This is a genomic window from Geodermatophilus sp. URMC 62 (genome assembly GCF_052931475.1).
Map to the genome: position 1 here is coordinate 1,000,197 of NZ_JBRFHY010000001.1, position 20,983 is coordinate 1,021,179.

Below are 20,983 nucleotides of genomic sequence, written 5' to 3' on the forward strand. Positions count from 1 at the left end.
GGCCGGCGGACGCGGGTGCGTCCGCCGGCGCAGGAGCAGTCGCCGGGGGTCCGCCCGCGGGGGTCGGCGCCGTCCTCGTCACGCGACGATCGTCGCACCGCCCGCCCTCCTCCCGGTACCGGGAAGCCCCGGAGGAGGAGGACCAGGGTCGGATGGGGGCCTTCCCCGATACCGGCGCGGCGCCCGGCTGGGCACGCTCTGCGCCATGACCGCCGCACCCCCTCCCGCTCCACCCACCGATCCCCCGCCGGTCGCCCGTCCCGCGCTCCGCCGCAGCCGCACCGACAAGGTCGTCGGCGGTGTCGCCGGCGGGCTGGCCGAGTACAGCGGCATCGACGCGCTGCTGTGGCGGGTCGGCTTCGTCGCCCTGACCGTCGCCGGCGGCTCGGGCGTCCTCGTCTACCTGCTGCTGTGGCTGCTCGTGCCGGCCGGGCCGCGCCGCCCGGTCGACGGCGCCCCGGCCGCACCTCCCGGCCCCCGCTCCCCCGTCGCCGGGATCACCGTCGCGGGGCTGCTGATCGCCGTCGGGCTGCTGGTCCTGGTCACCCGCTACACCGACGTCGACCTCGGTCCCCGCGGTTTCCTCGCCACCGCCCTGCTCGTCGTGGGCGCGGGGCTCGTCGCCTCCAGCTTCGCCCGTGGCCGCGCACCCCGCGGCGGGCTGATCGCCGTCGGCGCCGTGCTGTCGCTGGCGGTGCTGTTCACCTCCGCCGTCCCCGAGATCGACGACGGCGAGCTCGGCGACCGCACGTACCGGCCGGACAGCATCGCGGATGTGCGCTCCGTCTACCGGCTCGACGCCGGCAACCTCGACGTCGACCTGTCGGAGATCGACGTCGACGAGATCGACACGCCGCTCCGGGTGCGCATTTACCACGGCCTCGGCGACGTCGAGGTCACCGTGCCCGACGACGTCGACGTCCGCATCGACCACGTCGAGAACGGGATCGGCGACGTCGACCTGTTCGACGAGGGCTCCGACGGCGGCCTCTTCCGTGGCGAGGACGGCGACGGCCGTGTCGACCTCGTCCTGACCATCGACCACGGCCTCGGTGACGTGGAGGTGTCCCGTGCCTGACTACAGCGAGTTCCCGACCACCCCCACCGGCTGGCAGGAGCGCGCGCTCGCCGAGCAGTGGCAGTACCCGACCGCGCTGGAGACGCAGGACGCCACGCCGCCGCGGCGCCGGCCCGACCTGGTCACCTTCGTCCCGGGCGTCGTCTACGTCGTCCTGGCCCTGCTGGTCCTCGCCGGGATCACCCTGCCGCTGGGCTTCCTCGCCGACGGCGGCCTGCTGTGGCTGCTGCTGGTCGGCGCCGGCGTCGGGCTCCTGGTGAGCGAGCTGCGCAAGGCCCGCCGCAGGCGCTGACCACCGCGGGCGGGCGGGACGGAGGGCCCGGGGAGCTGGTTGCTCCCCGGGCCCTCCGCCGCGGTCAGCCGGCCACCCGGGCGCAGAAGGCCAGCGCCTCGCGCCACAGCCGCTCGGTCGCCCGCGGGTCGTACTCCGCGGGCAGGCTCGGGTCGGTGAACAGGTGACCGCTCCCCTCGTGGTCGACCACCTCCAGCCGGCCGCCGCCGCGGGCCACGTCCGCGGCCAGTGCGGTCACCCACTCCTGACGCCGGAACGGGTCACCGACGGCATGGTGCAGCTGGGCCGGCACGCCGGCCGGCCACCGGGCGTCCCCGAGCAGCTCCAGCGGGAGCGCCCCGGAGAACAGCAGGACCCCGGCACAGCGGCGCTGCGTGGCGACGTGCTCGGCCGTGCCCGCGCCGTTGGAGAAGCCGGCGGCGACGAACCCGTCGGGCAGGTCCCGCACGCCGTCGAGGGCGGACCGCAGCAGCGCCGGGATGCCCACCGCCTCGACGTGCGCGCCGGCCTCCGCGTAGTCGTCGAAGACGCGGCCGTCGTACTGGTCGACGACCCGCACCTCGTGGCCGGCGGCCCGCAGGCGGGTGGCGGCGTCGGTGATGCCGGGACGGACGCCGAGGACGGAGTGGAAGAGCGCGACGGAGGCCATGCGGCCACCCTCGGACGCCCCCGGTGACACCGTCCTGTCACCGTCTCCTGGGAACCTCCGGCCGTGAACCGCACCGACCGGCTGCACGCGCTGACCGAGGAGCTGCGCCGGGCCGGCCCGCGCGGGCGGACGGCGCACCGGCTGGCCGCGTGGCTGGAGGTGTCCACCCGCACGGTGAAGCGCGACGTCAGCGCCCTGCAGCAGGCCGGGGTGCCCGTCTGGGCGAGCGCCGGGCCGGGCGGCGGGTACGTGCTCGACGCCGCGGCCACGCTGCCGCCGGTCACCCTCACGCCCGCCCAGGCCGTGGCCGTCGCCGTCGCGCTGGCCGGCGCGCCCGACGCGCCCTTCGCCGCCGACGGCCGCGTGGCCCTGGAGAAGGTGCTCGACGTCCTCGGCGGCGAGGCGCGGGCGGAGGTCGAGCGGCTCGGCAGCCGGGTGTGGGTGCGCGGCCGGCCGGGTGGACGCCGTGACCCCGCCTCCGTGGTCGAGGACGCGCTGGCCCGCCGTCGCGTCGTCGCGATCTCCTACCGCGACCGCGCGGGCACCCCGTCCCGCCGGCGGGTGGAACCGCACCTGCTCGCCCACGACGGCGGCTCCTGGTACCTGCTCGGCTGGTGCCGGGAGCGGGGTGCGCCGCGCTGGTTCCGCCGCGACCGCATCGAGGCGGCCGACCTCACCACGGAGACGGCGCCGGAGCGCGACCCCGCGGCCTACGGCCGCCCGCCTCCGGACGCGCACGCCGTCAGGTCGCCCCGGTGACGTGCCGGAACGGCCGTGCTGCAGGGGCCGGTGCTGAGCCTGCGGGGCGTGGGGGCAGGAGGGCCCTCCTACTCCCACTCGATGGTGCCCGGCGGCTTGCTCGTCACGTCGAGGACGACGCGGTTGACCTCTTCCACCTCGTTGGTGATCCGGGTGGAGATGCGGGCCAGGACGTCGTAGGGCAGCCGGGTCCAGTCGGCGGTCATCGCGTCCTCGCTGGACACCGGCCGCAGCACGACCGGGTGGCCGTAGGTGCGCCCGTCGCCCTGGACGCCGACCGAGCGGACGTCGGCCAGCAGCACCACCGGGCACTGCCAGATCTCGCGGTCCAGGCCGGCGGCGGTGAGCTCGGCGCGGGCGATCGCGTCGGCCCGCCGCAGCACGTCGAGCCGCTCCTGGGTGACCTCGCCGATGATCCGGATGCCCAGCCCGGGGCCGGGGAACGGCTGGCGCCACACCAGCGACTCGGGCAGGCCCAGCTGCAGGCCCACCTCGCGCACCTCGTCCTTGAACAGGGTCCGCAGCGGCTCGACGAGGGTGAAGGTCAGGTCCTCGGGCAGCCCGCCGACGTTGTGGTGGCTCTTGATGTTCGCCGTCCCCGTGCCGCCGCCGGACTCGACGACGTCGGGGTAGAGCGTCCCCTGCACGAGGAAGTCGACGGTCTCGCCGTGCGCCTGGGCGTCGGCGACGACGTCGAGCGCGGCCTGCTCGAAGACCCGGATGAACTCCCGGCCGATGGTCTTGCGCTTCTGCTCCGGGTCGCTGACCCCGGCCAGCGCGCCGAGGAACTGCTCGCGGGCGTCGACCACGCGCAGGTCGGCGCCGGTGACGGCGACGAAGTCCCGCTCGATCTGCTCGGTCTCGCCCTCGCGCATGAGCCCGTGGTCGACGTAGACGCAGGTCAGCCGGTCGCCGATGGCCCGCTGCACCAGCGCCGCGGCGACCGCGGAGTCGACCCCGCCGGACAGCGCGCACAGCGCCCGCCGGTCGCCGACCTGCGTGCGGATCCGCTCCACCTGCTCCTCGACGACGTTGGCCATCGTCCAGGTCGGCTCGAGGCCGGCGATGTCGAACAGGAAGTGCTCGAGCACCGTCTGCCCGTGCGCGGTGTGCCGCACCTCGGGGTGGAACTGCACGCCGGCGAGCTTGCGGTCGACGTCCTCGAAGGCGGCGACCGGCGCCCCGGTGGAGGTCGCGGTGACGGTGAAACCGGGCGGGGCGGCGCTGACGGCGTCCCCGTGGCTCATCCACACCGACTGCTCGACCGGCAGCGAGCCGAACAACCGGCCGCCCGTGGTGACCGTCAGCGGCGTGCCGCCGTACTCGCGGTCGCCGGTGCGCGCCACCGTGCCGCCGAGCGAGGCGGCCATCGCCTGGAAGCCGTAGCAGATGCCGAACGCCGGGACCCCGGCCTCGAACAGCGTCGGGTCGACCTGCGGGGCGTCCGCGGCGTAGACGCTCGACGGGCCGCCGGAGAGGACGATCGCCGCCGGCTTGCGCGCGACGATCTCCTCGGCCGGCACCTCGGAGGGGACGATCTCGGAGTAGACGCCGGCCTCGCGGATCCGCCGGGCGATGAGCTGGGCGTACTGCGCGCCGAAGTCGACGACGAGGACGGTCGGGAAGTCCATCAGCCGATCTCGGGGCCGGTCGGGCTGCCGCCGATCACCAGGTCCACGCGCTGGAACTCCTTGAGGTCGCGGTAGCCGGTCTTGGCCATCGTGCGGCGCAGCGCGCCGAAGAGGTTGGTCCGGCCGTCGGCGGTCTCGGCCGGGCCGAGCAGCACCTGCTCGAGCGACCCGGCGGCCGGCACCGGCGCCGACGTCCCGCCGCGGGGCAGCCGCGGGTGGGCGGCCACCGAGTCCCACCAGACGCCGCCGGCCGGGGCCTCCTTCGCCGCGCGCAGCGGCTCGCCGATCTGGACGGCGTCGGCGCCGCAGGCCAGCGCCCGGGCGATCGACCCGCTGGTCTCGATCCGGCCGTTGGCGATGACGTGCACGTACCGGCCGCCGGTCTCGTCGAGGTAGTCGCGGCGGGCGGCCGCGGCATCGGCGATCGCGCTGGCCAGCGGCACGCGGACGCCCATGACGGCGTCGCCGGTGGAGAAGCTGTCGGCCCCCACGCCGACGATCACGCCGGCCGCGCCGGTGCGCATGAGGTGCAGCGCGGTCTGGTAGTTCGCCGCGCCGCCGACGATCACCGGGACGTCGAGGTCGGCGATGAACTCCTTGAGGTTCAGGGCGTCGCCCTGGGTGGTGACGTGCTCGGCGGAGACGATCGTGCCCTGGATGACCAGCAGGTCGACCCCGGCGGCGAGCACCGCGGGCGCGAGCTGCTGGGTGTGCTGCGGCGAGACGCGCACCGCCGTGGTGACCCCGGCGTCGCGCATCTCCTTGATCCGGGCGCCGATCAGGTCGGGCTCCACCGGCTGGGCGTAGACCTCCTGCAGCAGCGACACCGGCGGCGGCGCCTCGGCGGCCGCGTCGCGCAGCCGGTGGTACACCGGCAGCGGGTCGTCGTAGCGGGTCCACAGCCCCTCGGCGTTGAGCACGCCGAGCCCGCCGGCCTGGCCGACGGCGATCGCCGTCGCCGGGCTGACGACGGCGTCGCTCGGGCTGGTCACCAGCGGGATGTCGAAACGGAAGGCGTCGATCTGCCAGGCGGTGGAGACGTCGTCGACGTCGCGGGTCCGGCGGGAGGGGACGATCGACACCTCGTCGAGGTCGTAGCCGCGGCGGGCGAAGCGGTTGAGGCCGATCTCGACGGTGTCGCGCGCGGGCACGGTCACCGCCCCCGGTAGTTCGGGGCCTCGACGGTCATCTGGATGTCGTGCGGGTGGCTCTCGGTCAGGCCCGCCGCGGTGATCCGCGTGAGCTGCCCGCGCTCCTGCAGGTCGGCCACGGTGGCCGCGCCCGCGTAGCCCATCGACGCCCGGAGGCCGCCGACCAGCTGGTGGGCCACGGTGGCCAGCGCGCCGCGGTAGGGCACCTGGCCCTCGATGCCCTCGGGGACGAGCTTGTCGTCGGAGAGGACGTCGTCGGCGAAGTAGCGGTCGCGGCTGTAGGACTGGTTGCCGCGCTTCTGCATCGCGCCCAGCGAGCCCATGCCGCGGTAGGTCTTGAACTGCTTGCCGTTCATGAACACCAGCTCGCCCGGGGCCTCCTCGACCCCGGCGAACAGCCCGCCGATCATGACGGTGTCGGCGCCGGCGACCAGCGCCTTGGCGATGTCGCCGGAGTACTGCAGGCCGCCGTCGGCGATGACCGGGACGCCGGCCGGCCTGCAGGCGAGGCTCGCCTCGTAGACGGCGGTGATCTGCGGGACGCCGACGCCGGCGACCACGCGGGTGGTGCAGATCGAGCCCGGGCCGACGCCCACCTTGACCGCGTCGACGCCGGCGTCGACCAGCGCCTGGGCACCGGCGCGGGTGGCCACGTTGCCGCCGACCACCTGGACGCCGCCGTCGCCGCCGAAGTCGGCCCGCACGCGGGCGACCATGTCGAGCACCGCCCGCTGGTGGCCGTGCGCGGTGTCGACGACGAGCACGTCGACACCGGCGTCGACCAGCAGCCCGGCCCGCTTGTAGGCGTCCTCGCCCACGCCGAGCGCGGCGCCGACGACCAGCCGGCCGTCGGCGTCCTTGGTCGAGTTCGGGTACTGGTCGCGCTTGACGAAGTCCTTGACCGTGATCAGGCCGCGCAGCCGCCCGGCGTCGTCGATGATCGGCAGCTTCTCGATCTTGCGCTGCGACAGCAGCTGCAGCGCGGTGTCGGGGTCGACGCCGACCGGCGCGGTGACCAGCGGCATCGGCGTCATGACGTCGCGCACGAGCCGGTTCTGGTCGGTCTCGAAGCGCATGTCGCGGTTGGTGACGATGCCGAGCAGCACGCCCTCGTCGTCGACCACCGGGGCCCCGGAGATGCGGTACCGGGCCGACAGCGCGTCGACCTCGGCGAGGGTGTTGTCCGGCGAGCAGGTGACCGGGTTGGTGACCATCCCGGCCTCGGAGCGCTTCACCAGGTCGACCTGGCCGGCCTGCTCCTCGGCGGCGAGGTTGCGGTGCAGGATGCCCACGCCGCCGATGCGGGCCATGGCGATGGCCATGCGGGCCTCGGTGACGGTGTCCATGGCGCTGGAGAGCAGCGGCACGGCCAGCCGGATGCCGCGGGTGAGCCGGCTGCTGGTGTCGACCTCGGCCGGGACGACGTCGGACTCACCGGGGATGAGCAGGACGTCGTCGTAGGTCAGGCCGAGCGGGGCGAACTTCGCCGGGAGCTCGGGCCGGTGCTCGTCAGGACCGTGGTCGTCGGGCTGCATGGGATGCCGCCACCCTCTCCGTCGGGCGTGCCCCGGCCGGGCGCACGGGAACCCCCCGATCGTAGGCCGCGGCCGCAGGCAGCCGGGACGCCGCCGACCGGCGCTGGGCGTGGGATCCGTCGGCCGGGGCGACTACCGTGGGCCCCCGGACGCGCGAGCCCGCGCGCCCCTGCAGGAGCGACAGCGCCGCCGGCGCGCGGGAGGAGCACCGTGAGTCCCTTCGACGACTCCCCGGGGCCCGACTTCGGCTCCTCGCCGGCGGACCCCCCACCGCTGTCGATGGAGGAGCGGGCCGGCGTCCTCGACGACCTGGCCGAGCTTGAGGTCTTCCGCACCCTGCTCGAGCCCACCGGCATCAAGGGGATCGTCGTCGACTGCCCCGACTGCGACGAGGAGCACCACGTCGACTGGGCGCTGATGCAGGCCAACCTGCGCCAGCTGCTCGAGGAGGGCCAGACCGGCCGGCACGAGCCGCCGTTCGACCCCGACCCCGCCGACTACGTCAGCTGGGACTACGCCAGCGGCTACGCCGACGGGATCGCCGCGATGGCCGAGCGCGACGAGCCGACCGGCTCCCAGCGGGGCGGCCGGCACGCCCGCGACGACTGACGAAGGACCTTCCTGCCCCCACCGTTCGCGAGCTGACGGCGGGCCCCTGCAGCAGGGCCGGGACACGTGCTGAGGGCCCCCTCCCGGGATCGGGAGGGGGCCCTCAGCGCGTGGTCGTCGTGCTCAGGTCATCATGCCGCGGCGGAAGCCGGTGGCCACGGCCTCGGCGCGGTCCTTGGCGCCGAGCTTGCGGAACAGCCGGCGGGCGTGGGTCTTGATCGTGTCCTCGGACAGGTAGAGCTCGCGGCCGATCTGGGCGTTGCTCTTGCCCTGGCTCATCCCGGTGAGGACCTGCATCTCGCGCACGGACAGCGTGACCGGCGGCGCGGCCTCGCGGACCGTCGTGCTCACCGCCCGGGGCCCCGCACCGTTGAGCGGCGTGGCCCAGTTGGGAGCCGGCGCCCCGACCGAGGCCAGCGGCACCGGCGCGGCCGGCTGCGGCGGGCGGCCGTCGGCGCGCAGACCCACCCGGGACAGCCCCAGGCCCATCTCCAGGGCGCTGGCGTCCCACCGCAGGTACCCGCGGGCCCCGACGGCGACCGCGGCGCGCACCGTCTCGGCGTCGTCCGGCGCGCCGAGCAGCAGCACCGGGACGCCGGGGTGGGCGCGCAGCACCTGGGTGGCCACGGTCAGGCCGGTGTCGACCGCCCGCTGCGTGCCCACCAGCAGCACGTCGGGCTGGCGGGTGGCCAGCCGCTGCACCAGCACGGCCGCGTCACCGACGACCTCCACGCGGCCCACGAAGGGCAGCGCCACGAGGCGGGCGGCGACGTCGTCGCGGACCCGGCGGCGCTCGTCGTACACCCACACGGTCGTGGCCCCGTGGCCGGGCCCACGCATCCTGTCGTCGATCACGCGTACTCCTCGTCTTCCCCCGGCCGTGCAGGGCGTTCGGGTCCTCGACCCGGGGAACGGCACGGCCTGCAGTCACCATGAGCGACCGCCGGGACCGGCAACAGCCGTGCTCACCCTGCGGAGGGAGACGAGGACCGGCAAAATGTCGGATCCCGTTGTGTTTGGCGCCACTGGCCCTCGGGCACCGGCCCCCATGCAGCCGGACCGCCCCCTCCGGCTCGCACCGAGCCGAGGAGGACCCAGATGGCCGACATCCGCCGCCTGCCCACGCCCGTTGCCGAGGTCTGGGACTGGCAGCTGCACGGTGCCTGCCGTGGAGAGAGCACGGCCCTGTTCTTCCACCCCGACGGTGAGCGCGGCCCCGCCCGCGCCCGTCGGCAGGCCGCGGCCAAGGCCGTGTGCGGCAAGTGCCCGGTCGTCGAGGCCTGCCTCAAGCACGCGCTCAGCGTCCGCGAGCCCTACGGCGTGTGGGGCGGCATGAGCGAGGAGGAGCGGGCCCGGCTCATCGCCGCGGAGCCCGCCGCCGTCGCCGCGGGCGTGTAGCACTCCCCCAGACACCGAGAGGGCCGGTCCAGCAGCTGCTGGACCGGCCCTCTCGGTGTCTGCGGGGGGGGGAGCGCGCCACGGCGTCCTCCCCCACCGTGGCGCGTCCTCCCTCACCGTCTGCGGTGAGGGAGGACGCGCCACGATCAGGTCACCTGATCATCGCCTGGCCCCGTCCGGAGGCTCGCGCCGCGCGGAGCGGAGCGTGCGGAGGACGGGGTCCTCCGTCAGTGGGCGTGGCCGTGACCGTGCGAGTGGCCGTGGGTGTGGTGACCGGCCCCCGCGTGGTCCTCCTCCTCCGGCGCCTCGACGACGGCGGAGTCGGTGGTCAGCACCATCGCGGCGATCGACGTGGCGTTGCCCAGCGCGGCCTTGGTGACCTTGACCGGGTCGATGACGCCCTGGGCGGCCAGGTCGCCGTACTCGCCGGTGGCGGCGTTGAAGCCCTGCCCGACGCCGAGGTCGCGGACCTTGGCGACGACGACGCGGCCCTCGAAGCCGGCGTTGTCGGCGATGCGGACCAGCGGGGCCTCCAGCGCGCGCTGCACGGCGCGGGCGCCGGTCAGCTCGTCGCCCGCGAGGTCCAGCCCGTCGACCGCGGCGGCGGCGTGCACCAGCGCCGAGCCGCCACCGGGGACGACGCCCTCCTCGACCGCCGCGCGGGTGGCGGCGATGGCGTCCTCGATGCGGTGCTTGCGCTCCTTGAGCTCGACCTCGGTGGCCGCGCCGACCCGGATGACGCCGATGCCGCCGGCCAGCTTGGCCAGCCGCTCCTGCAGCTTCTCGCGGTCCCAGTCGGAGTCGGTCGACTCGATCTCGCGGCGGATCTGGGCGACCCGGTCGCCGATCGCCTCACCGGTGCCGCCGCCGTCGACGATCGTCGTGGTGTCCTTGTCGACCGTGACGCGCCGGGCGGTGCCGAGCACCTCGAGGCCGACCTGGTCGAGCTTGAGGCCGACGTCCTCGCTGACCACCTGGCCACCGGTGACGATCGCCAGGTCGGTCATGAACGCCTTGCGACGGTCGCCGAAGTAGGGCGACTTCACCGCGACGACCTTGATCGTCTTGCGGATGGAGTTGACGACGAGGGTGGACAGCGCCTCGCCCTCGACGTCCTCGGCGACGATCAGCAGCGGGCGGGCGCCGGTGCCGAGCACCTTCTCCAGGAGCGGCAGCAGGTCGGCCAGCGCGCCGATCTTGCCCTGCACCAGCAGCACGAGGGCGTCGTCGAGGACGGCCTCCATCGCCTCGGGGTCGGTGACGAAGTAGGGCGAGAGGTAGCCCTTGTCGAACTGCACGCCCTCGGTGACGTCGAGGTCGGTGGAGAGGGTGTTGCTCTCCTCGACGGTGATGACGCCGTCCTTGCCGACCTTCTCCATCGCCTGGCCGATCAGCTCGCCGACCTCGGCGTCCTGCGCGGAGATGGTGGCGACGCCGGCGATGGCCTGCTGGTCGTCGACGGGGATGGCGACCCCGTCGAGGGCGGCGGAGACCGCGTCGACGGCGGCGCGCATGCCGCGGCCGAGCGCCATGGGGTTGGCACCGGCGGCGACGTTGCGCATGCCCTCCTTGACCAGCGCCTGGGCCAGCACGGTCGCGGTGGTGGTGCCGTCACCGGCGACGTCGTTGGTCTTGGTGGCGACGTTCTTGGCCAGCTGGGCGCCGAGGTTCTCGTAGGGGTCGTCGAGCTCGACCTCGCGGGCGATGGTGACGCCGTCGTTGGTGATGGTCGGGGCGCCGAACTTCTTGTCGAGGACGACGTTGCGGCCGCGCGGGCCGAGGGTCACCTTGACCGCGTCGGCGAGCTTGTCCACGCCGCGCTCGAGCGCCCGGCGGGCGTCCTCGTTGAACTTGATGATCTTGGCCATGGGGCCCTTCCGATCAGGGGACGGGGTGGGACGACGTCCGCCCCGGGACCCGGTCTGTCGGGTCGCCGGGGCGGACGGGTGGTGCGGGGTGCTCAGCGCGCGTGTGGAGAGGTCACTTCTCGACGACGGCGAGCAGGTCACGGGCGGAGAGCACCAGGTACTCCTCGCCGGCGTACTTGACCTCGGTGCCGCCGTACTTCGAGTAGATGACGACGTCGCCGACGTTGACGTCGAGCGGGACGCGGTTGCCGTTGTCGTCGATGCGGCCGGGGCCCACGGCGATGACCGTGCCCTCCTGCGGCTTCTCCTTGGCGGTGTCCGGGATGACCAGGCCGGAGGCGGTGGTCGTCTCGGCCTCGTTGGCCTGGACCACGACGCGGTCCTCGAGCGGCTTGATGGTGACCTTGGTAGCGGTCGTCACGAGGTGACGCCCCCTTCGGGATCGGACGGCTGGGTGGCTTGCACGTTGTGGCACGAGGCCTGGGCCTGCCGTCGCGGGGGTCAGGCGCCGACCCGTGTCGATTGGCACTCTACCCACGAGAGTGCCAGCCCCTCAACCGGGTCCACCGCCCGGGCGAGCGGGCCCTGCGGGAGGCTGGCGCGGTGCCCGAGGAGAGCCCCGTCGCCCTGCTGCGGACCACCGAGGGGACGGCGGCCACCGCCCGCGCCGCGGCGCTGCTCGCCGCGGGCGCCGACGTGCTGGCCGGCGTGGCCCGGCTGCGCGCGGAGGTCGGCCCGGAGCTGGCCGGCCCGGCGTGGGAGCTGGCGCGGCTGCGGGCGCGGGCGCGGCCGGTGTTCGGCGCCGACGCCGATCGGTTGTTCCTCACCGCCGACACCCTCGAGCAGGCCGGCCGCCCGGAGCTCGCCGCCCGCCGCGCCGCCCGGCTGCTCGCCGACGGCACCGACTCCGCCGCCGACCTGGGCTGCGCCGCCGGCACCGACACCGTGGCCCTGGCGCGGGCCGGTGCGCGGGTGCTCGCGGTGGACCGCGACCCGCTGGCCCGGGAGCTGACCGCCGCCAACGCGGCCGCCCTGGGCGTCGACGACGACGTCTGGGTGGTCGCCGGGGACGTCGTCGAGCTGGTGGACGCCGCCCGAGGTGGCGAGGTGGCCGGGTGCGGCGCCGCCGTCCTCGACCCCGCCCGGCGGGCCGGTGGGCGCCGGCAGCTCGACCCCGACCGGTGGTCCCCGCCCTGGTCGACGGTGGCCGCGCTGCTCGACCGGGTGCCGCGTGCGGTGGTCAAGGTGGCGCCGGGTCTCGACCACGAGCGGGTGCCGACGGGGGTGGAGGCCGAGTGGGTGTCGGTGCGCGGCTCGATCGTCGAGGCGCTGCTCTGGGGCCGCGGCGTCTCGGCTACCTGGCGGCGGGCGACCGTCGTCCGCGACGGCGTCGTGCACGAGCTGACCGCCGACGCCGACCCGGGCCCCGCCGACGCCGGCCCGGTGCGCGGCTGGCTGCACGAGCCCGACCCCGCCGTCATCCGGTCGGGGCTGGTGTCGCTGGTGGCCGCGGAGCTGGGCGCCCCGCTGGTCGACCCGACGATCGCCTACCTGACCTCCGGGGCGGCTGCGGACTCCCCCTGGGTCACCTCCTACCGCGTCGACGAGGTGCTGCCGTTCGGCCTCAAGCGGCTGCGGGCGCTGCTGCGGTCGCGCGGCGTCGGGCGGGTGGTGGTGAAGAAGCGCGGGTCGGCGATCCAGCCCGAGACCCTCGCCCGGCAGCTGCGCGGCCCGGGCGAGGGGACGGCGACCGTCGTCGTCACCCGGGTGGCCGGCGCCCCGACCGCCCTGGTGTGCGACGTCAGCGGGTGACGACGTCGACCGGCAGCGAGCTGTCCGCGCCCAGGTCCGGCGCCGACGGAGCGACGCCGGCGGCGACCAGCCGGGAGCCCAGCGCGGCGACCATCGCGCCGTTGTCGGTGCACAGCCTCGGGCTGGGCACCCGCAGCACGATCCCGGCCGCCGCGCAGCGCTCCTCGGCCAGCGCCCGCAGCCGCGAGTTGGCCGCCACTCCCCCGCCGAGCACCAGGTGGTCGACGCCGTGCTCGCGGCAGGCGCGCACCGCCTTGGCGGTCAGCACGTCGGCCACCGCCTCCTGGAACGACGCCGCCACGTCGGCCACCGGCACCGGCTCCCCGGCCCTCCGGCGGGCCTCCACCCAGCGGGCGACGGCGGTCTTCAGCCCGGAGAACGAGAAGTCGTAGGGCGCGTCGCGGTGGCCGGTCAGCCCGCGCGGGAAGTCGATCGCGGTCGGGTCGCCCTCGCGGGCGGCGCGGTCGATCGGCGGACCGCCCGGGAACGGCATGCCCAGCACGCGGGCCACCTTGTCGAACGCCTCGCCGGCGGCGTCGTCGATCGTCCGCCCCAGGGGGGTGACCTCGCGGGCGAGGTCGGGCACCAGCAGCAGCGAGCTGTGCCCGCCGGAGACCAGCAGCGCCAGCGATGGCTCGGCCAGCCGGCCGTGCTGCAGCTCGTCGACGGCGACGTGCGCGGCCAGGTGGTTGACGCCGTACAGCGGCTTGTCCAGCGCCAGCGCGTAGGCCTTGGCGGCGGCCAGCCCGACCAGCAGCGCGCCGGTCAGTCCCGGCCCGGCGGTGACCGCGACGGCGTCCACGTCGGACGCGGACACCCCGGCGTCGGCCAGCGCGCGGTGCACGGTCGGCACCATCGCCTCCAGGTGCGCCCGCGAGGCGATCTCCGGGACGACACCGCCGAAGCGCTCGTGCTCCGCCATCGAGGTGGCCAGTGCGTCGGCGAGCAGCGTGTGCCCGCGGACGACGCCGACCCCGGTCTCGTCGCACGAGGTCTCGAACCCCAGCACCAGCGGCTCGGTCATCGCAGCCTCTCCCGCCTCATCACGACCGCGTCGGTGTTGCTCGGCTGGTAGTAGCGCGGCCGGCGGCCGATCTCGGTGAACCCCCGCCGCCGGTAGAGCCCCTGGGCGAGCGGGTTGTCGGCGCGGACCTCCAGCAGCACCGCCGGGCTGCGCCGGTCGGCCTCGGCCAGCAGCGCGTCGAGCAGCAGCGCGCCGATCCCCTCGCCCTGCCGGACCCGGGCGACACCGATGGTGGCCACGTGCGCCTCGTCGTCGTAGGCGATCAGCCCCGCGTACCCGACGACGGCGCCCTCGTCCTCGGCGACCAGGTAGTGCCGGGTGTCGGTGCGGGCGAGCTCGTCGCGGTACATCGCGCGGGTCCAGGTGTCGGGCGAGAAGAGCTCCTCCTCCAGCGCCATGACGGCGTCGAGGTCGGCCAGCCGCATCGGCCGCAGCCGCACCGTCACGACGTGGTCACCGGCTTGAAGGACGTCGGGGGGACGGCGTCGGGCCGGCGCAGGTACAGCGGCACCAGCGGGCCGGCCGAGGCGGGGTCGCCCAGCAGGTGCGCCGCGGCGCGCAGCAGGCCCGCCGTCGTCACCTCGGCCGGGGTGACCTCCGCGCCCAGCCGCCCGGCGAAACGCGGGTCGCCGACGAGCGGGCCGGCGAGCCCGGCCTCCTCGGGGCGGGCGACGCCGGGGCCGCCGACCCGCGTGCCGGCGGCGTCGTAGGCGGCCCAGTAGACCTCCTTGCGGCGGGCGTCGGTGACCACGGTCCGCGCCCCCTCGCCGATCGCGTCGAGCGTGCAGACACCGACCGCCGGGACACCGCGCGCGTCGGCGAGCGCCGCGGCGGTGACCACGCCGACGCGCAGCCCGGTGAAGGGCCCGGGTCCGAGGCCGGCGACGACGGCGTCGACGTCCGCAAGCGCCACCCCGGCCTCGGCCAGCGCCTCGCGCACGGCGGGCACGAGCAGCTCGGCGTGCCGGTTGGCCGAGGGCACCGCGCGCTCCGCGAGCACCTCGGCGTCCCCTCCGGCGGAGCGGCGGGCGACGCCGGCGACCAGCGTGGGGGTCGCGGTGTCGAGGGCGAGGACGAGCACGAGAGGCCAGGCTAGTCCGCCGGCGCGCCCGCCGATGACGTCCCACACATCGGGGTACCAGGGGCGGGCCGGCGAGCGGTGGCCCAGCAGGACCGGTCGCCCCCGACGAGCACCCCCGCGGCGACGCTGTGGGCGGTCACCCGGCCAGCCGCCGCTCCCAACCGGGGCCGTGCGGCACGAGGACGGCGGTGCGGACGTCGTCCTCGCGCCGGTCCAGGCGCACCTCGAGGTGCTCGTCGGCGAGCTGCTCGACCAGCCCGGATCCCCACTCGACGACGGTGACCGACTCCTCGGTCGAGGCGTCGAGGTCCAGGTCGTCGACGTCGGCGACCCCGCCCAGCCGGTAGGCGTCGACGTGCACCAGCGGCACCCGGCCGCCGCGGTGCACGCGGGCGATGACGAACGTCGGCGAGGTGACCGGCTCGGTCACCCCGAGGGCGGCACCGAGGCCCTGCGTGAGCGCGGTCTTGCCCGCACCCAGCGGGCCGGTGAGTACGAGCAGGTCACCGGGCGCGACGACCGCGGCCAGCGCGGCGCCCAGGGCCCGGGTGTCCTCGGGCGCGGGCAGGACGTGCTCTCGCCTCACGACAGGCTCGCCGCCACCGCGGTCAGGTCCGCCAGCAACCCGGCGCGCGGCGCCCCGGCCGGGCCGAACCGGATGGCCGCCGAGGGGTGGTAGGTGGCCCAGACGGCGCGGCCGCCGACGTCGTGCGGGCGGCCGCGGGCCTCGGCGAGCACGGTCCTCGGCCCGAGGAACCACTTGGCCGACGAGAGCCCCAGGGCGACGACCACCGGCGGGTCGAGCAGCTCGAGCTGACGGCGCAGCCAGCCGCTGCAGCGGGCCACCTCCGGTGCCCTCGGCGTCCGGTTGCCCGGCGGCCGGCACTTCACGACGTTCAGGACGGCGGCCTCGGCGCGGTCCAGCCCGGCCTCGGCGAGCAGCTGGTCGAGCAGCTGCCCCGACTTCCCCACGAAGGGCCGGCCGGTCTCGTCCTCGTTCGCGCCCGGCGCCTCGCCGACCAGCGCGAAGCGGGCCCGGCCGCGCACCGGCGGGTCGCCGACGACGACGTGCCGCCGGGTGGCGGCCAGCTCGGGGCAGGCGACGCAGGGGGCGGCGGCCGCGGCCAGGGTCGGCCAGTCGGCGGCCGCGGCAGCGGTGCGGGCGACCTCCTCCGCCTCCTCCTGGGTCGCGGCGTCGATCCGGGGCGGACGGGGAGCGGCCACGCGCCGACCCTACGGCGGCAGCCTCGGCAGGACCTTCGGGCCTTCCGTCGGCGGCCACGCCGTGTCACCGTGCCCTCACCACCCCGCGCCCGAGGGAGACGCCATGTCGCAGCCGGACGTGTACGACGTCGCCACGCTCGCCGGCGGCCCGCACCGGGTGGTCGACACCGCCCTCGTCGCGCTCGCCTCGACCGGACGGGTCCGCGCGGTCGCGCCGGGCGAGCTGCAGGTGGTCGACCCGCGCCGCCGCCACCCCGTGGAGGCCGCCGTCCTCGACGCCGTCGGCGCCCGCGGCCGGCGCTCGGTGGACACCGTGCACTGGCGGGCGCTGGGCGACGAGCGGGTCACCGCCATCGGTCGGCGGCTGCACGACGCGGGCCTGCTCGGCCGGGTCCTCGGCCCCACCGCGGCCGGCCGCCGGCTGCTGCGCGAGCTGCGCGCCGCCGTCGGCCCCGGCGACCTCGTCCGCCGGGTGGCGCTGGACGGGCGGGAGCAGGTCACCGACCCGGCCCTGCACGCCGCGGTGTTCGAGCCGCCGCGCCACCCCGTCCTCCCCGGGGGCGGGACCACGCCGTGGGAGCTGTCCTTCGCCGACGGCTGGCAGGTCGCCCACCGGACGCGGGACACCCTCGTCGCCCGCGGCCACGCGTCGCGGGGCTGAGCGTCAGTCCCGCGGCCGGCCGGCGGTCTCGGCGGCCACCCGGCGGATCAGCCGCGACAGGGCCGCGGTGACCTCCTCGGGCTTCTCCAGCAGCACGAGGTGACCGGCGTCCGGCACGACCACCAGCTCCGCGTCCGGCAGGTGCTCCACGAGCAGCTCGCTGTGCGCCATGGGGATCATCCGGTCCCGGTCGCCGGTGAGGACCAGGACGGGCACCCGCGCCAGCGGCGCGAGCGCGCCGGTCTCGTCCAGGCCGGCCAGCGCCGGGTAGAACTCCGCGATCACGTCGACCGGCGTGCCGGCGATCATCGCGTCGACGTAGCGGCCCAGCCGCGGGTCGACGTCGGTGGAGGCGAACGACAGCGCGCGGGTGGCGGCCGAGACGACGTCGGCGGCCAGCCGGCGGGTGCGCTCGGCGAAGGCCGGCCGGTGGCGCATCGTGTAGGCCGCGATCGGCAGCACGGCGGTCCGCACCCGCGTCAGGAACTCCGGCAGCCCGAAGTCGAGGTCGGCGAGGTTGCCGCTCGACGTCGACACCAGCGCGACCCCGACCACCTCCGGGCCGAACAGCTCCGGGTGGACGTCGGCCAGGCCCATGACCGTCATGCCGCCCATGGAGTGCCCGACCAGCACGACCGGCCCCGAGGGCACCCGCGTCTCCAGCACGGCGGCCAGGTCACGGGCCAGCTGCTCGATGGTCGAGTGCTCGGCCGGCCCGCGCGAGGAGGAGCCGTGCCCCCGCTGGTCGTAGAAGACCAGCCGGACGTCGGGGCGGTGGCCGTTGGCGGTGGCCAGCGCCGCGGCCAGGGACCGCCGCTGGTAGGTCCAGGAGGCCATCGACAGCGAGTAGCCGTGCACGAAGACGACGGTCAGCGGCGCGTCGAGCGGGCCGATCTCCTCCACCGACAGCAGCACGCCGTCGTCGGCCTGGACCAGCGCCGTGCGGTCGGCCCGCCGGGACGCCGGCCCGAGCGGGTCGTCCTCGCGCAGGTCGGCGTCGGTGGCGCCCTCGGGCAGGGCGCCGGCCGGGCTGAGCCGGTCGGCCCGCACCCGCCGCGTGGCGATGCGCGCGACGGTGACGCCGACCGCCGCCGTCGCCGCCGCGAGGCCGATGACGGTCCCGGCGACGCCGGCCACCGGGTGGCGCGACAGCGCGCCGGCGACCGCCGACCGGGCCGGGTGCGCCGGCCTCCCGGGCGACGCGGACCTCTGCGCCCGTGCCATCAGACCGCCCCCGCGGTCCCGACGTGGCGGCGGGTGAAGCGCCCGCCGACCCGCGTGACCAGCTCATAGTGGATGGTGTCGACCGCGTCGGCCCACTGCTGCGCGGTGGGCTCGCCGCGGTCCCCGGGCCCCCAGAGCACGACCTCGTCGCCGGGCCGGACCTCCGCGTCGCCGACGTCGAGCACGAACTGGTCCATGCACACGCGCCCGGCGATCCTGCGCTGGGCGCCGCCGGCCAGCACCGGCGCGCGGTTGCCCGCGGCCCGCGGCACGCCGTCGGCGTAGCCGACCGGCACCAGCAGCAGCGTGGTCTCGCGCTCGGGTGAGTAGGTGTGGCCGTAGGAGACGCCGACGCCGGCCGGCACCCGCTTGGTCAGCGCCGCCGTGGCGCGCACGGTCATCGCCGGCCGCAGCCCGTGGGCCGCGGGGTCGCCGCCCAGCGGGTCCAGGCCGTAGAGGGCGATGCCGGGGCGGACCATGTCGTACCAGGTCTCCGGCAGCGCCACGGTCGCCGCGGAGTTGGCCAGGTGCAGCCGGGCGTCGGTCAGCCCCGCCGCCCGGGCGATGGCCACGGCCTCCTCGAACACGCGCACCTGCGCGCCGATCGTCGGGTGGGTCGGGGCGTCGGCGTAGGCCATGTGGCTCCACAGCCCGACGACGGTGACGTCGCCGTCGGCCGCGGCCCGCGCGGCGGCGGCGACCAGGCCGGGCCAGTCGGTGCCGGTGGCGCCCTCGCGGGACAGCCCGGTGTCGGCGCACAGGTGCAGCCGGGCGGGGCGGCCGGTGGCGCGGGCCGCCGCGACCACCTCGGCCAGCCCCCACTCGGCGTTGACCGACACCTCGACGTCGGCGGTGAGCGCGGCGGCGTGGTCGGTTCCGGGGGCGTGCAGCCAGGCGAGCACCGGGGCGGTGACGCCCGCCGTCCGCAGCGCCAGCGCCTCCTCGAGGACCGCGACGCCGAGCGCATCGGCTCCCCCGGCCAGCGCCGCCCGGGCGGCGGGCACCAGGCCGTGCCCGTAGCCGTCGGCCTTGACCACCGCCATCAGCGGCCGGCCGACCCGCTCGCGCAGTGCGGCGGTGTTGGCCGCGATCGCGTCGAGGTCGACGACCACCTCGGCCCGGGCTCGCTCGCTCACGTCCCCGAGTCTCGCAGGCGGCCCTCGCGCACCCGGCCCACCGTCTCGGGGAGTCGCCGCACCAGGTCCCCGGCGATGAGCGGCCCGCGCTCGCCGGCCACCTGCCCGGCGCGGCCGTGCAGGTGGGCGGCGGCCGCGGCGGTCTCCGCGGCGGGCGTGCCCGTGGCCAGCAGCGCGCCAAGGATCCCCGACAGCACGTCGCCGGTGCCCGCGGTGGCCAGCGCCGAGGTGCCGGTGGCGTTGACGTACGCCGTCCCGTCGGGCGCGGCGACGACGGTGGCGTCGCCCTTGAGCAGCACGACGGCGGCGAGGTCGGCGGCCAGCCGGCGGGCGCTGCCGATCCGGTCGGCGTCCACCGGGACGCCGAAGCGCTCGAACTCGCGGTCGTGCGGGGTGAGCACCGTGGGCGCGCTCCGCCCCCGCACCAGGTCCGGCTCGCGGGCGGCGATCGTCAGCGCGTCGGCGTCGACCACCACCGGCAGGTCGGTGGCCAGCACCTCGGCGAGCACGCTGCGGGCCGCGTCGTCGGTGCCCATCCCGGGGCCGGCCACCCAGGCCTGCACGCGGCCGGCGTCGGCGGGCCGGCCGTCGGTGACGATCGCCTCGGGCCAGGCCGCGCGGACGCCGTCGGCGGCCGTGCCGGCGTAGCGGACCAGCCCGGCCCGGGTGCGCAGCGCCGCGCCCGTGCACAGCACCGCGGCACCCGGGTAGACCGACGAGCCGGCGACGACGCCGACCACTCCGCGGGAGTACTTGTCGTCGCCCGGCTCCGGGGGCTGCAGGTGCGCGGCGACGTCGGCGTCGGTGAGCTGGTGCGCCCGCGGCCGGGCGAGGTGCGGGCCGAGGCCGATGTCGACCAGGTGGACGGTGCCGGCGCACCCGCGCCCCTCGCCGACGACCAGCCCGGGCTTGACCGCGCCGAAGGTGACCGTGTGCAGGGCGGCGAACGCCTCCCCCTCGACCGCGCCGGTGTCGGCGTCGACCCCGCTGGGGACGTCAACGGCGACGGTCAGCCCCGGGCCGGTGGCCGCCCGCCGGGCCAGCGCCGCGGCGGCCGGTCGCAGCCCGCCGCGGCCGCCGATGCCGACGATGCCGTCGAGCACCAGGTCGGCGCGGTCGAGCCCGTCGGGGTCATCGGGGCCGCTCACCCGGCCGCCGGCGCGGCGGAGCGCGGCCAGCCCGGCGGGGTGCGCCCGGTCCGGGTCGAGCAGGACGGCGGTCACCCGGGCGCCCCGGGTGGCCAGGGAGGCGCCGGCGAACAGCGCGTCGCCGCCGTTGTTGCCGCCACCCACCAGCGCGGTGACGCGGGAGCCGTGGGCCCGGCCGAGCAGCCGCAGGCAGATCGTGGCCAGGCCGGTGGCCGCCCGCTGCATGAGCGCGCCCTCGCGGGTGCGCGCCAGCAGCACGTCCTCGGCGGCGCGGACCTCGGCCACGGTGGACAGTCCGATCACCGGTTGCGCCCCTCCTGCGCGAGGCCGCCCTCGGCCACGACCACGGCGGAGGCGATCCCGCCGTCGTGGCTGAGGGAGAGGTGCCACGTGCTGATCCCCAGCGCCGCCGCCCGCTCGGCGACGGTGCCGCGCACGTCGAGGTGGGGCCGGCCGCGGTCGCCGACGACGACCTCGGCGTCGTGCCAGCGCAGGGAGGCAGGCGCACCCAGCGCCTTGGCCAGGGCCTCCTTGGCGGCGAACCGCGCGGCCAGCGACTCCGGCGTGCGGTTCCCCCCCGAGGGGGTCCGCTGCTCGGCCTCAGTGAACAACCGGTCGCGCAGACCCGGGGTGCGGACCAGCGACTCGGCGAACCGGGCCACGGGGACCACGTCGATCCCCACCCCGATGATCACCCGCCCAG

23 protein-coding genes are annotated in these 20,983 nt (G+C 76.4%); 7 read left to right on the forward strand and 16 right to left on the reverse strand.

Features of this window, described 5'->3' with window-relative positions:
- Nucleotides 1–205 precede the first annotated feature (205 nt).
- Nucleotides 206–1,078, forward strand: a complete 873-nt coding sequence (locus tag ACU616_RS04680) for a PspC domain-containing protein (RefSeq protein WP_446757331.1) — start codon at nucleotides 206–208, stop codon at nucleotides 1,076–1,078.
- Nucleotides 1,071–1,370, forward strand: a complete 300-nt coding sequence (locus ACU616_RS04685; RefSeq protein ID WP_446757332.1) for a hypothetical protein — start codon at nucleotides 1,071–1,073, stop codon at nucleotides 1,368–1,370. Before ACU616_RS04680 ends, ACU616_RS04685 begins: the two co-directional genes overlap by 8 nt.
- Nucleotides 1,371–1,434: 64 nt before the next feature.
- Here the strand turns inward: ACU616_RS04685 and ACU616_RS04690 are convergent, their stop codons facing one another.
- A complete protein-coding gene (locus ACU616_RS04690; protein WP_446757333.1) occupies nucleotides 1,435–2,019 on the reverse strand; it encodes a dienelactone hydrolase family protein in 585 nt (194 codons plus the stop codon).
- Nucleotides 2,020–2,082: 63 nt separating this feature from the next.
- On the opposite strand from ACU616_RS04690, the gene ACU616_RS04695 reads away from it, so the two are divergent.
- Complete coding sequence (locus tag ACU616_RS04695) at nucleotides 2,083–2,778, forward strand: helix-turn-helix transcriptional regulator (protein WP_446757334.1); 696 nt, start codon at nucleotides 2,083–2,085, stop codon at nucleotides 2,776–2,778.
- Between the two features lie 68 nt (nucleotides 2,779–2,846).
- On the opposite strand, the gene guaA is transcribed toward ACU616_RS04695, so the two are convergent.
- From guaA to guaB, 3 genes are read right to left on the reverse strand one after another with little or no spacing between them, the layout of a single operon-like run.
- Nucleotides 2,847–4,409 carry a glutamine-hydrolyzing GMP synthase gene (gene guaA, locus ACU616_RS04700; RefSeq protein ID WP_446757335.1) on the reverse strand — a complete coding sequence of 521 codons (1,563 nt, stop codon included), beginning with the start codon at nucleotides 4,407–4,409 and terminating at the stop codon, nucleotides 2,847–2,849.
- Nucleotides 4,409–5,566, reverse strand: coding sequence for a GuaB3 family IMP dehydrogenase-related protein (locus ACU616_RS04705; RefSeq protein WP_446757336.1), 1,158 nt, complete (start codon nucleotides 5,564–5,566; stop codon nucleotides 4,409–4,411). The genes guaA and ACU616_RS04705 overlap by 1 nt, the downstream gene beginning before the upstream one ends.
- Nucleotides 5,563–7,095, reverse strand: a complete 1,533-nt coding sequence (gene guaB, locus ACU616_RS04710) for an IMP dehydrogenase (protein WP_446757337.1) — start codon at nucleotides 7,093–7,095, stop codon at nucleotides 5,563–5,565. The genes ACU616_RS04705 and guaB overlap by 4 nt, the downstream gene beginning before the upstream one ends.
- A gap of 210 nt (nucleotides 7,096–7,305) precedes the next feature.
- Here guaB and ACU616_RS04715 point away from each other — a divergent pair, with 210 nt between their 5' ends.
- Complete coding sequence (locus tag ACU616_RS04715; protein ID WP_446757338.1) at nucleotides 7,306–7,704, forward strand: DUF5319 family protein; 399 nt, start codon at nucleotides 7,306–7,308, stop codon at nucleotides 7,702–7,704.
- Nucleotides 7,705–7,827: 123 nt separating this feature from the next.
- Here the strand turns inward: ACU616_RS04715 and ACU616_RS04720 are convergent, their stop codons facing one another.
- Nucleotides 7,828–8,559 (reverse strand): LuxR C-terminal-related transcriptional regulator, encoded by a 732-nt coding sequence (locus tag ACU616_RS04720; RefSeq protein WP_446757339.1) that lies wholly within the window; start codon nucleotides 8,557–8,559, stop codon nucleotides 7,828–7,830.
- 243 nt (nucleotides 8,560–8,802) lie between these two features.
- On the opposite strand from ACU616_RS04720, the gene ACU616_RS04725 reads away from it, so the two are divergent.
- A complete protein-coding gene (locus ACU616_RS04725; RefSeq protein WP_075013352.1) occupies nucleotides 8,803–9,102 on the forward strand; it encodes a WhiB family transcriptional regulator in 300 nt (99 codons plus the stop codon).
- A 227-nt stretch (nucleotides 9,103–9,329) separates the two neighbouring features.
- Here the strand turns inward: ACU616_RS04725 and groL are convergent, their stop codons facing one another.
- The gene (gene groL, locus ACU616_RS04730) at nucleotides 9,330–10,970 is read right to left on the reverse strand and encodes a chaperonin GroEL (RefSeq protein ID WP_446757340.1); all 1,641 of its coding nucleotides are present in this window, start codon (nucleotides 10,968–10,970) and stop codon (nucleotides 9,330–9,332) included.
- A gap of 112 nt (nucleotides 10,971–11,082) precedes the next feature.
- On the reverse strand, nucleotides 11,083–11,391 hold the full coding sequence (groES, locus tag ACU616_RS04735; protein ID WP_089402145.1) for a co-chaperone GroES: 309 nt from the start codon (nucleotides 11,389–11,391) through the stop codon (nucleotides 11,083–11,085).
- A gap of 182 nt (nucleotides 11,392–11,573) precedes the next feature.
- On the opposite strand from groES, the gene ACU616_RS04740 reads away from it, so the two are divergent.
- Complete coding sequence (locus ACU616_RS04740) at nucleotides 11,574–12,782, forward strand: THUMP-like domain-containing protein (RefSeq protein WP_446757341.1); 1,209 nt, start codon at nucleotides 11,574–11,576, stop codon at nucleotides 12,780–12,782.
- Here the strand turns inward: ACU616_RS04740 and tsaD are convergent.
- The 5 genes from tsaD to ACU616_RS04765 form a co-directional block, all read right to left on the reverse strand.
- Nucleotides 12,772–13,806 carry a tRNA (adenosine(37)-N6)-threonylcarbamoyltransferase complex transferase subunit TsaD gene (gene tsaD / locus ACU616_RS04745; RefSeq protein ID WP_446757342.1) on the reverse strand — a complete coding sequence of 345 codons (1,035 nt, stop codon included), beginning with the start codon at nucleotides 13,804–13,806 and terminating at the stop codon, nucleotides 12,772–12,774. The two genes, ACU616_RS04740 and tsaD, sit on opposite strands and share 11 nt — an antisense overlap.
- Nucleotides 13,803–14,252, reverse strand: coding sequence for a ribosomal protein S18-alanine N-acetyltransferase (rimI, locus tag ACU616_RS04750; RefSeq protein WP_446757343.1), 450 nt, complete (start codon nucleotides 14,250–14,252; stop codon nucleotides 13,803–13,805). The genes tsaD and rimI overlap by 4 nt, the downstream gene beginning before the upstream one ends.
- Nucleotides 14,249–14,887, reverse strand: coding sequence for a tRNA (adenosine(37)-N6)-threonylcarbamoyltransferase complex dimerization subunit type 1 TsaB (gene tsaB / locus ACU616_RS04755; protein WP_446757344.1), 639 nt, complete (start codon nucleotides 14,885–14,887; stop codon nucleotides 14,249–14,251). The genes rimI and tsaB overlap by 4 nt, the downstream gene beginning before the upstream one ends.
- A 136-nt stretch (nucleotides 14,888–15,023) precedes the next feature.
- On the reverse strand, nucleotides 15,024–15,473 hold the full coding sequence (gene tsaE / locus ACU616_RS04760) for a tRNA (adenosine(37)-N6)-threonylcarbamoyltransferase complex ATPase subunit type 1 TsaE (RefSeq protein WP_446757345.1): 450 nt from the start codon (nucleotides 15,471–15,473) through the stop codon (nucleotides 15,024–15,026).
- Complete coding sequence (locus ACU616_RS04765; RefSeq protein ID WP_446757346.1) at nucleotides 15,470–16,111, reverse strand: uracil-DNA glycosylase; 642 nt, start codon at nucleotides 16,109–16,111, stop codon at nucleotides 15,470–15,472. The genes tsaE and ACU616_RS04765 overlap by 4 nt, the downstream gene beginning before the upstream one ends.
- A 61-nt stretch (nucleotides 16,112–16,172) precedes the next feature.
- Between ACU616_RS04765 and ACU616_RS04770 the strand changes: the two genes are divergently transcribed.
- A complete protein-coding gene (locus ACU616_RS04770) occupies nucleotides 16,173–16,772 on the forward strand; it encodes a TIGR04222 domain-containing membrane protein (protein WP_446757347.1) in 600 nt (199 codons plus the stop codon).
- Nucleotides 16,773–16,775: 3 nt separating this feature from the next.
- Here ACU616_RS04770 and ACU616_RS04775 read toward each other — a convergent pair whose 3' ends face one another.
- The 4 genes from ACU616_RS04775 to ACU616_RS04790 are packed head-to-tail and all read right to left on the reverse strand — an operon-like array spanning nucleotide 16,776 to nucleotide 20,975.
- Entirely contained in the window at nucleotides 16,776–17,996 is a 1,221-nt protein-coding gene (locus tag ACU616_RS04775) for an alpha/beta fold hydrolase (protein WP_446757348.1), read from the reverse strand.
- Entirely contained in the window at nucleotides 17,996–19,132 is a 1,137-nt protein-coding gene (gene alr / locus ACU616_RS04780) for an alanine racemase (protein WP_446757349.1), read from the reverse strand. Before alr ends, ACU616_RS04775 begins: the two co-directional genes overlap by 1 nt.
- Nucleotides 19,129–20,583 (reverse strand): NAD(P)H-hydrate dehydratase, encoded by a 1,455-nt coding sequence (locus tag ACU616_RS04785; protein ID WP_446757350.1) that lies wholly within the window; start codon nucleotides 20,581–20,583, stop codon nucleotides 19,129–19,131. The genes alr and ACU616_RS04785 overlap by 4 nt, the downstream gene beginning before the upstream one ends.
- The gene (locus ACU616_RS04790; protein WP_446757351.1) at nucleotides 20,580–20,975 is read right to left on the reverse strand and encodes a holo-ACP synthase; all 396 of its coding nucleotides are present in this window, start codon (nucleotides 20,973–20,975) and stop codon (nucleotides 20,580–20,582) included. The genes ACU616_RS04785 and ACU616_RS04790 overlap by 4 nt, the downstream gene beginning before the upstream one ends.
- Nucleotides 20,976–20,983 lie beyond the last annotated feature (8 nt).

Coding starts and splice junctions, on each gene's coding strand:
- ACU616_RS04690 (WP_446757333.1), bottom strand. CDS start 2,019: ATGGCCTCCGTCGCGCTCTTCCACTCCGTCCTCGGCGTCCGTCCCGGC.
- ACU616_RS04775 (WP_446757348.1), bottom strand. CDS start 17,996: ATGGCACGGGCGCAGAGGTCCGCGTCGCCCGGGAGGCCGGCGCACCCG.
- ACU616_RS04725 (WP_075013352.1), top strand. CDS start 8,803: ATGGCCGACATCCGCCGCCTGCCCACGCCCGTTGCCGAGGTCTGGGAC.
- guaA (WP_446757335.1), bottom strand. CDS start 4,409: ATGGACTTCCCGACCGTCCTCGTCGTCGACTTCGGCGCGCAGTACGCC.
- tsaD (WP_446757342.1), bottom strand. CDS start 13,806: ATGACCGAGCCGCTGGTGCTGGGGTTCGAGACCTCGTGCGACGAGACC.
- ACU616_RS04680 (WP_446757331.1), top strand. CDS start 206: ATGACCGCCGCACCCCCTCCCGCTCCACCCACCGATCCCCCGCCGGTC.
- guaB (WP_446757337.1), bottom strand. CDS start 7,095: ATGCAGCCCGACGACCACGGTCCTGACGAGCACCGGCCCGAGCTCCCG.
- groL (WP_446757340.1), bottom strand. CDS start 10,970: ATGGCCAAGATCATCAAGTTCAACGAGGACGCCCGCCGGGCGCTCGAG.